The sequence below is a fragment of the Nocardia sputorum genome (assembly GCF_027924405.1).
Classification (GTDB): Bacteria; Actinomycetota; Actinomycetes; order Mycobacteriales; family Mycobacteriaceae; genus Nocardia; species Nocardia sputorum.
On sequence record NZ_AP026978.1, the window covers coordinates 375,574 to 390,255 of the forward strand.

Annotated in this window: 14 protein-coding genes; 7 read left to right on the forward strand and 7 right to left on the reverse strand. The window is 70.0% G+C overall.

Annotated elements, in window-relative coordinates:
• The first annotated feature begins 115 nt into the window (after positions 1–115).
• From QMG86_RS01860 to QMG86_RS01875, 4 genes are all read left to right on the forward strand, one after another.
• The gene (locus tag QMG86_RS01860; protein ID WP_281877290.1) at positions 116–1,774 is read left to right on the forward strand and encodes a DNA repair helicase XPB; all 1,659 of its coding nucleotides are present in this window, start codon (positions 116–118) and stop codon (positions 1,772–1,774) included.
• Positions 1,775–1,815: 41 nt separating this feature from the next.
• On the forward strand, positions 1,816–2,484 hold the full coding sequence (locus QMG86_RS01865) for a DUF3239 domain-containing protein (RefSeq protein WP_281877291.1): 669 nt from the start codon (positions 1,816–1,818) through the stop codon (positions 2,482–2,484).
• 53 nt (positions 2,485–2,537) lie between these two features.
• The gene (locus tag QMG86_RS01870; RefSeq protein WP_281877292.1) at positions 2,538–3,176 is read left to right on the forward strand and encodes a LysE family translocator; all 639 of its coding nucleotides are present in this window, start codon (positions 2,538–2,540) and stop codon (positions 3,174–3,176) included.
• Positions 3,177–3,249: 73 nt separating this feature from the next.
• Positions 3,250–4,659, forward strand: coding sequence for a M1 family metallopeptidase (locus tag QMG86_RS01875; RefSeq protein ID WP_281877293.1), 1,410 nt, complete (start codon positions 3,250–3,252; stop codon positions 4,657–4,659).
• A 4-nt stretch (positions 4,660–4,663) separates the two neighbouring features.
• Here the strand turns inward: QMG86_RS01875 and QMG86_RS01880 are convergent, their stop codons facing one another.
• On the reverse strand, positions 4,664–5,494 hold the full coding sequence (locus QMG86_RS01880) for an efflux RND transporter periplasmic adaptor subunit (protein ID WP_281877294.1): 831 nt from the start codon (positions 5,492–5,494) through the stop codon (positions 4,664–4,666).
• A 296-nt stretch (positions 5,495–5,790) separates the two neighbouring features.
• On the opposite strand from QMG86_RS01880, the gene QMG86_RS01885 reads away from it, so the two are divergent.
• Positions 5,791–6,321, forward strand: coding sequence for an LppU/SCO3897 family protein (locus QMG86_RS01885; RefSeq protein WP_281877295.1), 531 nt, complete (start codon positions 5,791–5,793; stop codon positions 6,319–6,321).
• On the opposite strand, the gene QMG86_RS01890 is transcribed toward QMG86_RS01885, so the two are convergent.
• Positions 6,322–8,616: a helicase-associated domain-containing protein gene (locus tag QMG86_RS01890; RefSeq protein WP_281877296.1), complete on the reverse strand. Its 2,295-nt coding sequence runs from the start codon at positions 8,614–8,616 to the stop codon at positions 6,322–6,324.
• A 110-nt stretch (positions 8,617–8,726) separates the two neighbouring features.
• Between QMG86_RS01890 and QMG86_RS01895 the strand changes: the two genes are divergently transcribed.
• Complete coding sequence (locus QMG86_RS01895; RefSeq protein WP_039795086.1) at positions 8,727–8,915, forward strand: hypothetical protein; 189 nt, start codon at positions 8,727–8,729, stop codon at positions 8,913–8,915.
• Positions 8,916–8,998: 83 nt separating this feature from the next.
• Here the strand turns inward: QMG86_RS01895 and QMG86_RS01900 are convergent, their stop codons facing one another.
• Positions 8,999–9,625 carry a resuscitation-promoting factor Rpf1 domain-containing protein gene (locus QMG86_RS01900; RefSeq protein WP_281877297.1) on the reverse strand — a complete coding sequence of 209 codons (627 nt, stop codon included), beginning with the start codon at positions 9,623–9,625 and terminating at the stop codon, positions 8,999–9,001.
• 408 nt (positions 9,626–10,033) lie between these two features.
• Positions 10,034–10,276, reverse strand: coding sequence for a hypothetical protein (locus QMG86_RS01905; protein ID WP_281877298.1), 243 nt, complete (start codon positions 10,274–10,276; stop codon positions 10,034–10,036).
• 188 nt (positions 10,277–10,464) lie between these two features.
• On the opposite strand from QMG86_RS01905, the gene QMG86_RS01910 reads away from it, so the two are divergent.
• Positions 10,465–10,884, forward strand: coding sequence for a cold-shock protein (locus QMG86_RS01910; protein WP_063023190.1), 420 nt, complete (start codon positions 10,465–10,467; stop codon positions 10,882–10,884).
• A gap of 424 nt (positions 10,885–11,308) precedes the next feature.
• On the opposite strand, the gene QMG86_RS01915 is transcribed toward QMG86_RS01910, so the two are convergent.
• The 3 genes from QMG86_RS01915 to QMG86_RS01925 form a co-directional block, all read right to left on the reverse strand.
• The gene (locus QMG86_RS01915) at positions 11,309–11,890 is read right to left on the reverse strand and encodes a DUF2771 domain-containing protein (protein WP_281877299.1); all 582 of its coding nucleotides are present in this window, start codon (positions 11,888–11,890) and stop codon (positions 11,309–11,311) included.
• The gene (locus QMG86_RS01920; RefSeq protein ID WP_281877300.1) at positions 11,887–13,800 is read right to left on the reverse strand and encodes an MFS transporter; all 1,914 of its coding nucleotides are present in this window, start codon (positions 13,798–13,800) and stop codon (positions 11,887–11,889) included. Before QMG86_RS01920 ends, QMG86_RS01915 begins: the two co-directional genes overlap by 4 nt.
• A gap of 91 nt (positions 13,801–13,891) precedes the next feature.
• Positions 13,892–14,665 carry a glutaminyl-peptide cyclotransferase gene (locus tag QMG86_RS01925; RefSeq protein ID WP_281877301.1) on the reverse strand — a complete coding sequence of 258 codons (774 nt, stop codon included), beginning with the start codon at positions 14,663–14,665 and terminating at the stop codon, positions 13,892–13,894.
• Positions 14,666–14,682: the final 17 nt, after the last annotated feature.

Consider the following 14,682-nt stretch of genomic DNA (forward strand, 5'->3'; position numbering starts at 1 on the left):
GTCTCCGGCGTTACACCCGGTCGCTGCCGACCGCGTTTCGCGGGAAGGGCCGGTAACCTGCGAGGTTGTCGGAGGGGTCGGGGAGAATGGCGGGGAATCTAGCTGAGGAGGGACTGTGAACGACGGTCCGCTGATCGTGCAGAGCGACAAGACGCTGCTGTTGGAGGTCGACCACGAGCTGGCCGATTCGGCGCGGCAGGCGATCGCGCCGTTCGCCGAGTTGGAGCGGGCGCCGGAGCACGTGCACACCTATCGGGTGACGCCGCTGGCGCTGTGGAACGCGCGCGCGGCGGGTCACGACGCCGAGCAGGTGGTGGACGCGCTGGTCAGCTTCTCCCGGTACGCGGTGCCGCAGCCGTTGCTGGTCGACGTGGTGGACACCATGGCCCGTTACGGCAGGTTGCAGCTGGTGAAGCATCCCGCGCACGGGTTGACGCTGGTCAGCCTCGATCGCGCGGTGCTGGAGGAGGTGCTCCGGCACAAGAAGATCGCGCCCATGCTCGGCGCGCGCATCGATGACGACACGGTGGTGGTGCACCCGTCCGAGCGCGGCCGGATCAAGCAGATGCTGCTGAAGATCGGCTGGCCCGCCGAGGACCTCGCGGGCTACGTCGACGGCGAGGCGCACCCGATCGAACTCGACTACGCGACCGATGGCTGGCACCTGCGCGACTACCAGCAGATGGCCGCCGACTCGTTCTGGGCGGGCGGCTCCGGCGTGGTGGTGCTGCCCTGCGGCGCGGGCAAGACGATGGTCGGCGCTGCGGCGATGGCCAAGGCCAAGGCGACCACGCTGATCCTGGTCACCAACACGGTGGCGGGCAGGCAGTGGCGGCGCGAACTGCTCGCGCGCACCTCGCTCACCGAGGACGAGATCGGCGAGTACTCCGGCGAGCGCAAGGAGATCCGCCCGGTCACCATCGCCACCTACCAGGTGATCACGCGTCGCACCAAAGGTGAGTACAAGCACCTGGAACTGTTCGACAGCCGCGACTGGGGCCTGGTCATCTACGACGAGGTGCACCTGCTGCCCGCCCCGGTCTTCCGGATGACCGCCGATCTCCAGTCCCGTCGGCGGCTGGGCCTGACCGCGACGCTGGTGCGTGAGGACGGGCGCGAGGGCGACGTGTTCTCGCTGATCGGCCCGAAGCGCTACGACGCGCCGTGGAAGGACATCGAGGCCCAGGGGTGGATCGCGCCCGCCGACTGCATCGAGGTCCGGGTCACCCTGACCGATGCCGAGCGGATGGCCTACGCGACCGCCGAGCCGGAGGCGCGGTACAAGCTGTGCTCCACCGCGCACACCAAGATCGCCGTGGTCGAATCGATCCTGGCTCAGCATCAGGACGCGCCGAGCCTGGTCATCGGGGCCTACCTGGATCAGCTGGACGAACTCGGCGCCGCTCTCGACGCCCCCGTGATCCAGGGCTCGACGAAGACCAAGGAGCGCGAGGAACTGTTCGACGCGTTCCGGCGCGGCGAGATTCCGGTGCTCGTGGTGAGCAAGGTGGCGAACTTCTCCATCGATTTGCCGGAAGCGTCGGTGGCCGTGCAGGTTTCGGGTACCTTCGGCTCGCGGCAGGAGGAGGCGCAGCGTCTCGGCCGGCTGCTGCGTCCGAAACACGACGGCGGCCAGGCGCATTTCTACTCGGTCGTCGCGCGGGACACCCTCGACGCCGAATACGCCGCGCATCGTCAGCGTTTTCTCGCCGAACAGGGGTATGCCTACCGCATCACGGATGCCGACGACTTGCTCGGCCCCGCCATCGGATAAGCGGAGGCAATTCCTCCGCAAGCTGTGCTAGGAATGAGGGCGTGCGACGCTTCGAATTCGCGGTGGACCGCAAGCACGCCCACGCGGTCAACGAAGTCTTCGCCGACCTTCGCCGGCTGCGTCTCCTGGCGATCGCCGCCGCGGTCGTCGCGGCGACCGGGACGGCGTTGCTCATCTGGCTGGATCATCCCTGGGCGTATCTGCTCGCGGTCGCGTTCGCGCTCGGGGCGGTGACGGCGTTGTGGGTGGCCCTGTGGACGCCGTGGCATTCCAGCATCGACAAGCTGTACGCCGACGGTGAGCTGGTTCCCGCAGTGGTCTCGGAGGCGCGCCCCTCCGGTGTGGTGCTGCTCGCCTTGGTCGATGTGTCGACGCCGGACACGAGCGATCCGCGCTACGCCTTGGTGACCAGGAAAGTCCGCGACCTCCCCGGTCACAAGGCCAGGGCCGGGGAGCGCGTGCCGTCGGTCGCCGTGCGCACCGACCGCGCGCCGCGGCAAGTGGGTCAGCGCTGGCAATCGGTGAGCGCCATGCCGATCGCCTGGGGCACCACCGACGGCTCGGTCATCGCCCGCGCCCGCGCGGCGATCAGCGAGGCCGAGTGGCGACTGCTCACCGACAACCTGGCCCTCGCCGAGAAGGTGCGGCGCACCGCGACGAAACGGTTGCTGCTCGACCCGCACCACCTGCCCGGCGACCTCGGTTCCTGAATCCGGCTGCGTTCGCGCGCTTTACCGGTTGCGACGGCGCTTAGACTCGAAAGATGGTCCCAGCGTCCGATCTGCTGGCTTTCGTCGCCGCCGCGGTCGTCATCATCGTCGTGCCCGGTCCCGGGGTGCTGTTCACCATCGGTCGGGCGCTCACGCTCGGCCGCCGCGCGGCGCTGCTCTCGGTGCTCGGGCACGCGGCGGGCGTCTACGCGGCTCTGGTGCTGGTCGCCTTCGGTCTCGGGACGCTGCTCACCGCGTCAGCTCTGGCGCTCACCGTGGTCAAGTTCGCGGGCGCGCTGTATCTGATGTATCTGGGGATCCAGGCGATTCGTCATCGTTCGGCGTTGCGCGAAGCGCTGGGCGCCTCGATCGAACGGGAGCCGCACACGCGGGTGCTGCGCCAGAGCGCGATCGTCGGGTTGACCAATCCCAAGGCGATCGTCTTCTTCTCCGCGGTGCTCCCGCACTTCGCCGACCCGGCGGCGGGTTCGCTGTCGTGGCAGTTCCTGCTGCTCGGCACCGTCTTCCTGGCCATCGCGCTGGTCTCCGACAGCGCATGGGCGCTGCTGGCCGCCTCGGCGAGGTCCTGGTTCGCCAAGTCGCCGCGCAGGCTGGAGGCGGTCGGCGGCGCGGGCGGAGTGATGATCTTCGGCGTCGGCGCGTCGGTGGCGCTCACCGGAAGCGGCGACTGAAGCCGTTACCATCCAGCGAAGTCGGTGCGCCGGCACCGGCAAACAGGCGGGGTGGAAAGGGGTGGTCGTTCGTATGAGGTTGTCCGGCCGGATGTGCGCCGCGGTCGCGTGCGTGGTCGTCGCGGGGTCGTGGGTGCCCGCGCACGCCGACCCGCCACCGGACCCGCTGGTCGGCGCGCCGGGACTGGGCGACCCGTACTACCCGCTCGACGGCAACGGCGGCTACGACGTCCACCACTACGACGTCGGGATCGACTACGACCCGCCGAGCCGTGCGCTGGCCGGCACCGCCACGATCACCGCTCACGCCACCCAGGCCCTGCGCGTGTTCAACCTCGATTACGCGGGACCGGAGGTGCGCGCGGTATCGGTGAACGGGCTTCCCGCCGGTTTCGAGCGCAACGGCGAGCACGAGTTGACCGTGACGCCCGCGCTCGTCCTGCTGCCCGGGCTGCCGTTCACCGTCACCGTCGATTACGCGGGCCCCGCGGTGAACACCAACGGCGAGGGGTGGACCTTCGCTCCCAGCGGCGGCGCGTTCGTCGCGGGCGAGCCGCACTCGGCGACGAGCTGGTACCCGCTCAACGACACCCCCCTGGACAAGGCCACGTTCAGCCTGAACGCGACGGTTCCCGCGGAGTGGGAGGTGGTCTCCAACGGCGTGCGCGTCGAGAACGTGGTGCACGATGCGAAGCGGACGGTCCGCTGGATCAACGCCAAGCCGGTGCTCGGCTACCTGACCACCGTGGCGATCGACAAGTTCGACTACCTCGAGCAGCGCAGGGCCAACGGCATTCCGTTGATCAGCGCGTTCGCGCCGAACGCCGAGGAACGCCAGCGCGAGCTGGAACAGCGCCTGCCGGAGATCCTCGACTTCGCCGAAAACCTCTACGGCCCTTATCCGTTCGAGGCGGCGGGCGGCGTCCATCTGGACGCCGACATCTCCTTCTCGCTGGAGACCCAGACCCGCCCGCTCTACGCGCCGTCGATCGACCTGCAGACCGTCGTGCACGAGATCGCGCATCAGTGGTGGGGCGACTGGGTGTCGGTGCGCCAGTGGTCGGACATCTGCCTGAACGAGTGCTTCGCCAGCTACACCGCCGACTATCTGTGGCCGGAGCGGATGGAGGGCAAGAACGTCGACGACGACTACCGCGAGACCATCCAGAAATACCGCGACAATCAGAAGTTCTGGAACATTCCGCTGGAGAACCCCGGTGCCGGGAAGGAGTTCACCTCCGTCTACTACCGCGGCCCGCTGTTCCTGCACGCATTGCGCAAGCAGATCGGCGACGAGGTGTTCTTCGGGGCCGTCCGGGACTTCCTGGCCGTGCACGCCTATGGCAACGCCTCGATGCCGGAGTTCCGTGCCTTCGTGCAGTCCAGGTCGCCCATGGATCTGACGGGTTTCTTCCACGCGTGGCTGAACACCACCGCGACGCCGCCGGAGGAGTACCTGTTCCCGGGCGCGTTGCGCAGCTGATACCTCAGTCGTCCTCGACGCGCTGCCCGGCCTTCGCCACCCTGCGTTCCGCTCGCTCCACCTGACGGCGCGCCGCCTGCAGTTCGTCTTTCGCCGACCGCTCGGCCGACTTTCGGAACTGCCGTTGCTGTTCGGCGTGTGCGAGCTCGTCCCGCAGCGCGGCCACGCGTTCCTCGGCCGAGGACAGTTCTCCGGTCGCTTCCGCGAGCGCGGCGCGTGCCGAATCCTCTTCGGCGCGAGCTGTTTCGAGCGCCTCCCTGGCCTCCGCCAGCTCCCGGCGGGCACTGTCGTCCGGTTCCTGCCGGGATGCGGCCCGTCCGCGCCGCGCGGCCGGTTCGGGAACCGCGAGCAGATTCGGGCCGCTCGGTCCGAAGCCTTCGTAGCTCGCGGCCGTGACGAGCGTCCCCGCGCGCAGCCGGTCGGCCACCTCCGCGTCGGCGAGTGCCGCGGTCAACGTCTGGCCGAGCTCCCGGACGACGCTCTCGCCGACCGGATGCCCTTGTTCGGCGGCGAGCGCCCCCGCCTTCTTGGCGAGGGCGTTGACCAGTTGCTGCCGCTGCGCGGTCAGGTCGCGCAACTGCTCGGCGGAGAGTTTCCGCTGAGCGGCGGCCAGGGCGGCGCCGAGCCGCAGCAGTGCGTCGACGTCGTCGGGCGCGGCGCGGGACAGCAGATTCGCGGCCCACGCGGTCAGCGTGGGTTTGCGCAGCTTGCCGATGGCGGCCGCGAGCTGCTTGTGGCCCGCCTGCTTCGCCGCGGCCGCCCGATCCGTGCGCGCCGCGACGAACTCCGTGGGCGCCAGGCCGTACAGGTCGCGCGCCACGTCCTCGACCGTCATACTGCCCAAGCGTAACGACCCGGTCTCGGGCGACGACACACTCCGCATACCGGACATCGGTCCAGTTGCATAGAAGATGCGAAAGGCGTTGCTAGTGAATTACTCTGCGTTCCTGCTGCTCGGCCGTCTGCTCCCCAGCATCCTGGGTTACGCGCTCATGGGGCTGTACGGCACGCACGGCATCTAGCGCGCGCCGTTCGCGGTCACCCGGCGAGCTGATGCGGCCGCCGTGGTCGTACGGGTATCCTCACCGCGTTCACGAGCCCGTGAACGTGTTCGGTGAGAGAGGTTTTCAGGTGAAGTTTCCAGGAGCGAGGCTGCTGGCACGCATCGTGCTCGCCCTCGTCGCGGTGGCCGCGGCGGTGGTCGCGGTGGCCGGCTGTTCGATGATCGAGGACGCGGGCAAGTCGGACACCGCCAAGGCCAAGGTCGGCGACTGCATCAACGTCATCGAGGGCTCGGCGTCCGATTCCAAGACCGAGCCGGTGGACTGCTCGTCGGACAAGGCCGTCTACAAGGTCGCGCAGTCCTACGACAAGAAGACCGACTGCGCCGCCGACTACACCTCCTACGAGGAGACCCTGGCCGGCGGTACCACCGCGTTCCTGTGCCTGGCGCCGAACTTCAAGGAAGGCAGCTGCTACAACGAGAGCAGCACGACCGGATACAAGCACGTGGACTGCTCGTCCCCGGACGCCACCTTCAAGGTGCTGAAGCGGATCGACGGCCAGGCGGACGAGTTGCTGTGCGGCGAGGACGCCGACAGTTTCCGGCTGATCGAAACCGACCCCAAGGCCACCTTCTGCACGGCCAAGCCGAAGGGCTGATCATTCCAGCAGGGCGACCGACGCGATCCGGTGCAGCGTGAAGTGCCGGACCGCGCCGGTCACCGGGTCCAGCGCGTCGAGCTGACCGTTGCCCACCTTCAACGGTTCCACCACCCGCTGCGTGGCGACTCCTTGGGCGTCGACGTAGCCGATGTTCACCGACCGCCGCACCCGCGCCGCGAGCTGGAGCAGGGCGAGGGTGGCGGCGGTGTTGGTCCGGGTGCCGTCCGGGCGCACCGCCTGACCGGACCTGGCGCTGGCGGCGCGTTCGCCGGCGCGCAGCTCGGTGACGAGCAGTTCGAGCTGTTCGGTGCTGGGCGGAGTGGGCCGGTACGGCTGCCGTGCGGCGGGGCGCACCGAGATGCGCGCGCCGCGCGGCCGCAGATCGACGATCGCCCCGGCCGAGTCCTCACCCGCGGGCGCGAATCCCGCCGCGCGCAACCGCTCCAGTAGTTCGCCCAGCGGCGCTTGGGCGATGGCGACGGTGGGCGCGATGGACCGCAGGGCCAACTCGCTCGCCACCGGCGCCGAGAGCACCTGGGCCAGCAGCGCCGGATCGTCGCTGCGGATGAAGGACTGCGCCATGCCCGCCCGCAACTGACCGTGCCGCCGGGCCACGTCATCGATCAGATAGGTCAGCGCCTGCGGGATCGGTGTGCGGGAATGCGTGGCGAACAGCGCGTGCAGCTCGGCCGCCGTCGAGCCGGCGTCCAACGCGCGACGCACCGAGGACTCACCGATCCGATACACCGTCGCGGCGCCCGCGGACTCGACGTCGGCGACGAGAGCCACGCGCCGTTGGAGGTCGGCGGTCAACGGGCCCGGTGCGATCACCGTCAGATCCGCCTGCACCAGTACGTGATCCACCGGCTCCGGCAGCGCCGCCTCCATCTGCGCCTCCGCGTCGGCCACGCTGGTCGGCGCCGCGTGCAGGAGCGCCCGCGCCGCCGAGCCGACCGCGCCGCGGCCGACGAACCCGAGCGCGGCCGCCTCGGCCAGCGTCTGTTCGACCACCTCCGGCCGGAAATTCCTGCGCCTGCGGGGCTGCTGCCAGGCCAGTATCCGGCCGATGTCCGCGGGCTCCAACGCCGTGCCGGACGGGTACTCGGCGAGCAGGGCGAGGATCGCGCGCCGATCGCGCGGCGCGTTCGGGCTGCGCAGCTCGAGTGACAACGCCGCCAGGGGCTTGTCGTTGGCATCGCGCATGCCGATCATCCACGGCATCCGATCCAAGTCCAGCCAGGTCGATCCGAGCGTGGCCCAGCGCCGGGCGGGCGGTGACTCCAGCCAGGAGTCCACCAGCGGTGTCGGCGCCCAGAAGTCGTCGGTCGTGTCGAAGTCCGGCGGCGGGTCCGGCAAACCCTTTTCGATCAGTTTCGCGGCGGCCAGCAGCTCGACCAGCAAACCCGCGCGCGGCTCGTCCACACCGGCCAGCTTGGCGATGCGGCGCAGCTCCCGCACGCCCAAGCCGCCCGCCCGCAGCGCGGGAGCGGGGGCCTGGCCGAGCACATCGAGCACGGCGGCGCAGTGCCGCAGCAGCTCGCCGACCTCGCCCGCCGCGACCGCGTTCACGTCGGCGGGCGTCTGTTTGACGGTCCGCGGTTGCGGCGGAGTCAGCGCATGCGGGTGGGTGACCGGTTCCCGCCGCAGCACCTGCCCGACGGTGACGGGAAGCTCGACGGTCTCGTCATCGATCCGGTGCAGCAGCCTGCGCGCCAGCAGCCGCTGAATCGGCCGGTCCGGCGGCGTGCCCGGTGCGGCGTCTTTGGTGCGCCCGCGCGGTCCGGTCGTAGCCAGCTTGTCCAGCAGGGCTCGTTCGGCCGGGGCGAGCTCGGGCAGTGCCGCGACAACCTCGGGTTCGGTGAGGGCGTCAGGGATCTCGGTCGCGGTGCCGATCGGCCACGGCAACGCCTCGGCGGCCGCCGGAATCAGGTGCAGCCCCTCGTCGGCGTCGAGCCAGACCAGCGCGCGAGCGGTCAGTCGCTCCAGCGCGTGGTCGATCGCGGCGGCCGGTACCCGTTCGCACAATTGCACATGCAGTTCGGCGCGGCGGAGCGGACCGCCGTCGGTGCGCGTCACCCCATGCATCGCAAGGGCTTCCACGATGGCGAATTCGAGGGTGTTCAGGTCTTCCGTGGCGCGCAGCACCGACGCGCGCTGTTCGATGCGGGCGGCGAGCACGGCCATGGAGGAGGGCAGCGGCACGGCCAGGTCGGGCCGAAGCTGCAACAGCGTCACGAGCTGGGCATCACTGCGGGCACCGAGCCATCCGGCGAGGGAGTCGGTCGCGGTCATCCGATCCAGCCTACGATGCTGGGCGGTCGCCCGCCGGAGTCCGGCGGTGCGGGCCGCGCGCTGCGGGCTGCGGCGCGTCCGGGGAGAACGGCCCATGCCACAATGAGGTCGTGGTGAACAAATCGAAGAAATCCTACGTCGACAACGGCTGGCCGAAGGTCGCCGACGGTGACCACGCGGTCACCGAACTCTCCTCGGCCCGCTCCGGTGGTCTCTCGCCCTACGGCGAGGACACCGAGTTTCCGGTCCCCGCTGAGCAGTTGCCCTACATGCACCCGAACACGGTGATCAACCGCTGAGCGCGCGAACGGAACGTTCTCGGCTACGGAGAAGGGCCCCGCATCCATAGTGATGCGGGGCCCTTCTCGACGTCGCGTGGTGATCAGGAGGGCAGCAGGCCCTTGTTCGCCTCGTAGAAGTTCACGATCGCGGGGTCGAGGGTGACTCCGCTGGACTTGGCGGCATTGAAGAAGTCGAGAGCTTCCTTGGGCACCTGGACGCCCTGGCTCTGCACGACCTCGAGGGCGCGGTCGACGGCCGAGAAGATCTGCTGGGTGTCCGCCGGCGCGGCCTGGGCGGCCTGCGGCGCGGGGTTCCAGCGGGGGGTTTCGGCCTGGGCGGGCGCGGAGCGCGGGGTGGGCGCGCTGCTGAGGCCGAGCTTGGACGAGCAGGAGGGCCAAGCGCCCCAGCCCTGCGAGGCGAGCACCTTCTCTGCGACCGCGATCTGCTGTTCGCGGGTGGCCTGGTTGGCGCTGGCGGCGTACTCCTGGCCGCCGTGGGCGCGCCAGGTGCTGGGCGAGAACTGCAGCCCGCCCTGGAAACCGTTGCCCGTGTTGATGCCCCAGTTGCCGCCGGCCTCGCACTGAGCGAGTCGATCCCAGTCGGAGTCGGGTGCCGCGCTGGCGTTGCCTGCGAAAGCCACACCAGCGGTGCCGATGATGGCGCCGGTGACGGCGACCTTGGCTACCGTGCGGCCGGTCGAGCTTGGCTTGCGATGGCGTCCACTCATATCGGGTTCGTCTTCCTCTCGACGCACCTGCGACGTCTTCGGTTCTGGTTCGGACTGAGAGGTCGTCCGTTCCGCCCTCGCCCCTACGTTTCCGTCGGGGGTCCGGTACCCGCGGGGCGAGGCTCGGTGCGGCGGGCCGGTGGTTCGCCGGGTGTCCCGGCTGGATAAGACCGTACGTCGAACCGCGGGAAAAATCACTATTTGGTAACCGGCGTGTACCAACGGGTCTCGACGCGGTCTCAACTGGGCAAGAGGCCTTCGCGCAGCTAGAGACGCTACGGCGGGGCCCGGTATGTGCCGTCACCGCGCCGTGACCTTCCCCTAATGTGATGAGGATCACACATCCGAGTGGGTAACGGTCGCGTCGGGTAACCGGTTGACGCCGCTTCGGAGGCCCGTACTCCGGTGCTATCGGGACCGGCGGCCCGAGCGCAGTGCGAACACGAGCGCGAGCACGAACCCGAGCGGCGCGAGCATCGCACCGAAATAGAGCCACAGCCCCGGCTCGCCGTCGGTCAGCACGGGGATGGCGAAGATGACGACGACGGCCAGCAATCCGAGCGCGAACAGGGCGAGCGCGAGCTGCAGCAACCAGTCGCCGCGCCGCTTGGGGGCGCCGCCGGATGGGGTCGGAGCGGAAGGGTTCGTCACGGCTCGACGGTAAAACTGATGTGCTTGCGTTATTCGCACCGGGGTAGACTCGATAGCAATCGCGTCCTGCAATCCTGCTGGGCGCGTTCTTTTCGCACAGGAAAAGGGCCGGTCGCGGGATCGGCCCGGTAGACGGATGTGCTCGGGCCGTAGGGGTCCGAGTTTTCGATGATGAACGGGTGAGCGCAGTGCCGACCGGCAGGGTGAAGTGGTACGACGTCGAAAAGGGCTTCGGCTTCCTTTCCCAGGACGAGGGTGAGGACGTCTACGTCCGCTCGTCCGCGCTCCCGCAGGGTGTCGAGGGTCTCAAGCCCGGCCAGCGTGTCGAATTCGGCATGGCCGCAGGCCGTCGCGGCCCCCAGGCGCTCAGCCTCAAGTTGCTCGAGGCGCCGCCGTCGGTCCGGCAGGGCCAGGAACGCAACGCGCGCAAGGAACCTGCCGCGCGCAGGCACACGCCGGACGAGTTGCACGGCATGGTCGAGGACATGATCACCTTGCTCGAGGCGAAGGTGCAGCCCGACCTGCGCAAGGGCAAGTACCCGGATCGCAAGACGGCGCAACGCATCTCGGAGGTCGTCCGCGCGGTGGCGCGCGAACTGGACCGGTAGTCGCCGAGGCGTTCGCGGCGCTGCGCGTTCACGCGGCCGTGCACGGTGGCCGTCCGGAGGTGCGCGCGCCGTGGCGTCGATCCCGGGGAGGCGGCCAGGGTGGGCACCAGATCGATGTGCGAAGTGAGTGCGGCCGTGGTCGTTGCGTGCGTCGCCGCGTTACGTCGATCGGCGATGATCAAGGGGACGCGACGGCGTTGTGCCCCATCGCATTCGGCAGGTGCTGGAAGCATCGCTGCGCGCCGGGCGGCAGTCCGGGGACATCGCCGCGGATCTCGATCCACGCGACACCGCGATCGCGCTGGAGGCCATTTCACGGCGGTCGTGATCACCGCGGTGCAGGTGGGCGGCAGCGGTTCCTCGGAACGCATCGATGCCGTCGCTCGCTTGGGTGCGCGCCGCGCTCGCGAAGTTGTGCTCGCCGCTACGCGGTACTGATCGACCAGGTGGCGTGCGGCACGTAGAACTCCCGGCCGGTTTCGTCGCGGGCGAGGATCGGCAGCTGGAATTCGACGCCGATGAGGCGCAAGTCGGGCTCCGGCTTGGAGTCGATGGTCAACGCCAGCGCGCGGTCGGGATAGTCGTTGCGGCTGATCACCTGGTCGACTTTCTCGCCGTTCGGCAGGAGGTAGACCAATTGCGCGAGCCACGGCGCGTCGGCGACCTGCTTCGGCAGCGACAGCTGCAAGGGGTAACCGGCGGGAACGTCCAATTCGGCGGTGCGGCCGCGATGGCAGTCCGGCGTGTCGGGAGCGCAGGTCAGCGTCGAGAACACCGTGCCCGGCACGTTCTCCTCGGGCAGGACGCTGCAGTGCTGCATGGTCACCGCGCAGTAGCTGAACGGCCGCACGGTGATCGTCTTGCCGTGCGCGTAGGCGGTGAGGGTGACGTCGGGTTCGTCGGCGTTGCGGATCAGCACCGCCAGCACGCCCGCGAAGGCGACGGTGAGCACCAGCAGGGCGGCCGCGACCAGCGCGGCGATCGTGCGTGCGTTGAGCTTGCTCACCAGATCGGGTCTCCTTGCCCTCGTCGAAAGCGTTTGGTGTCGCCGCCGCGCGGCTTCGGGTCCGGCGCCTGCGGCGCGCTCGCCGGATATCCGTGCGGCCTCGTCGGCACCTCTTGGTCCGCGTGCTGGGGGCGGTTGCCGCCGAGGCCGGGCAGCAGCGAATGACCTCGGAAGCTGAGGAAAGTCTGCACCAAGCCCAGCACGAGGATCGCGGTGACCACCGCGAAGCCCTTCCAGTAATCGGTCGGCAGCAGCACCCCGGCCGCGCCGCCGACCACCCAGCTCAGCTGCAGCACGGTCTCCGACCGGCCGAAGCCGGAGGCGATCGACTCCGGCGGCAGGTCGTCCTGGATCGAGGCGTCCAGCGAGACCTTGGCCAGCGCGCTCGTCGCGGATGCGACCAGGGCGGCGGCCGCCGCGCCGAGCAGATTGTTCGCGAACGTGGCGAACAGCGCCACCAGCGCGCACGCCGCCGTGCAGCCGAGCACGATCAGCGCGGGCCTGCCGAGCTTGAGCCGGGCGCCCGTCGCATTGCCCGTGAAATTGCCGATGGCGGCGGCCGCGCCGACCGCGCCGAGCATCAGGGCCTGCTGCACCGGCCGGTGCTCGGTCGCCTTGGCGACGAACGCGACGTAGAAAGTGAGGAATCCGGTCAGCACCCGGATGGCGCTGTTGCCCCAGAGTCCCGTCACCACGGCCCGGCCGAGCGGCTGCCTGCGTTTGCGCGGCGGGACCGACGACTCGTTGCCGGACGCGAGCACCTCGGTGCGCGCGTCCGCGCCGTGATAGCTCAACGTCGCGGGCACCTCGCCCTCGGTCACTTCGACCCAGGAGGGGATGCGCAGACTCAGATAGGTTCCGGCGCAGGCGATCAGCGCCGCGAAGACCAGCGCGCCGTTCGAGCCCGCGATCGCGGCGGCCAGACCGGCCAGCGCTCCGGCGCCCATGGTGCCGCCGACCAGCCCGAACACTGTCAGGCGGGAGTTGGTGCGGACCAGATCGATGTCGGGCGGCAGCACCCGGGGCGTCACCGCGCTCTTGAGCACCGAGAACGATTTGCTGCCGATCATCATGCACAGCGCGAGCGGATACAGCGCCCAGCTGTCGAACTGGAAGATCAGCACCAAAGCCACCACTGTGCGCACCGCGAACGACGTCGCCAGCGCCAGGCGGCGACCGCGTTGCAGACGATCGAGCATCGGTCCGATCAGCGGGGCGATCACCGCGAACGGCGCGATCGTGATCAGCAGGTAGAGCGCGACCTTGGTCTTGCTCTCCGCGGTGGCGCTGGCGAAGAACAAGGTGTTGGCCAGCGCCACCGCGATGGCGGCGTCGAGGGCGAAGTTCGCCATGGTCGCGTAGGTGAGCGCCGTGAGGCCCGACTTGTCCGCGCCGTCGGCCTTGGCCGCGCGCTGGAAAGTCGCGATGCCTTTCTCGGTGAGCTCCCGGCCGCGCATGGCGGCCACCCGGGTGACGGTGAGTTTGCGCGGCATCCGACGCGCGCCGGAGGGCGCGTCGCTTTCGGGAGGCCGGCCCTGACCCTCGGCGGCGGTCTCGGGAGAGCCGGGTTCGGCGCGGTCCGGCGGGTCGGTGGGACGAGGTGGTTCCGCGCGGTGCGGGAAGACGTGCCGAGGCGCGCGGTCGGAGGACTTCGGCTGTTCGCCATCACCTCCGCGTGGGAACGGTTTCGTCCGCGGAGGTTCCGGTGACGCTTCGGGCCGCGGGCCCGGTTGCTCGTAACGCTCCGGAGAGCGTCCTGGTCGCGGTCCGAGCGGTGGCAGTGACCCGCGGCGTCGCGGCGCGTTGGGTGGCGGGTATCGGTCGAAGCCGGGATGCCGGTCGAACGGCGGGACCTCCTCGCCTGCCCACCGATCACGGTCGGGACCGGAGGGTTCGCGGGGAGTAGTCACGACTCCAATTCTGGCGCACTCCCGTGCTGGGCGTTCATCCGCGCTCCGGGGCGGCGGAAAGTGGCCCGTCGTCGTGACCGCCGGGTCGCGCTCAGGCGGGCGTGAAGCGGACCTCGAACATGGTGGGCCAGTTCTTGCCCGTGATCAGGAAGCGGTCGGTGCCGGGCAGTTGGGCGATGCCGTTGAGGGCGTCCGCGTCGGCCCGCGCGGTCGCGGGGAGCAGACCGGCGGCGTCGGCGGTCGCCAGCACCGCGCCGGAGTCCGGGTCGATGCGCAGGATCGTGTCCGTGGGCCAGTCGTTGGCGTAGACCGACCCGTCCGCGGCGCACTCGAGTTCGTTGAGGCGGGCGCCGTTGCGGCTGGTCAGTTCGACCGAGCCGGTCGGCTCGAAGGTGACCGGATCGCGGAAGGTGAGCCGGTCGGTGCCGTCGCTCATGACGAGTCGTCCATCCCCGGCGCACAGACCCCAGCCCTCGCCGTCGTAGCGCACCCGGCCGCGTTCGGCGAGGGTGGCCGGGTCCCGGGCGATGGCCACGCCGTCGTGCCAGGTCAGCTGCCAGAGCGTGGCGTCGGTCACGGTGATGCCCTCGCCGAAGAACGGGGCGGGCAACTCGGTCCTGGCCAGCTCCTCACCGGTCGTCAGCCGGGACGCGCGCACGCTCGACGCGCCCGCCAGACCGGTGCCCTCGTAGAGGACGTCGCCATCGACCTCCAGCCCCTGGGTGAACGCCTTCGGATCGTGCGGCCGGGTGCCGAGCACCTCGATGTTCATCCGCGGCGCCGGGTCCGCGACGCCGCCGCATCCACCCACGACGAGCAGACCGACCAGCACACCGATGGCCAACGCACGGCGATTGCGCTCCATACGGCAAAATGTAGGCC

Excerpts from the sequence above, each read along its gene's own strand:
- QMG86_RS01870 (WP_281877292.1), top strand. The coding sequence starts at position 2,538 with ATGGTCCCAGCGTCCGATCTGCTGGCTTTCGTCGCCGCCGCGGTCGTC.
- QMG86_RS01880 (WP_281877294.1), bottom strand. The coding sequence starts at position 5,494 with ATGACGGTCGAGGACGTGGCGCGCGACCTGTACGGCCTGGCGCCCACG.
- QMG86_RS01875 (WP_281877293.1), top strand. The coding sequence starts at position 3,250 with ATGAGGTTGTCCGGCCGGATGTGCGCCGCGGTCGCGTGCGTGGTCGTC.
- QMG86_RS01925 (WP_281877301.1), bottom strand. The coding sequence starts at position 14,665 with ATGGAGCGCAATCGCCGTGCGTTGGCCATCGGTGTGCTGGTCGGTCTG.
- QMG86_RS01900 (WP_281877297.1), bottom strand. The coding sequence starts at position 9,625 with ATGAGTGGACGCCATCGCAAGCCAAGCTCGACCGGCCGCACGGTAGCC.
- QMG86_RS01890 (WP_281877296.1), bottom strand. The coding sequence starts at position 8,616 with ATGACCGCGACCGACTCCCTCGCCGGATGGCTCGGTGCCCGCAGTGAT.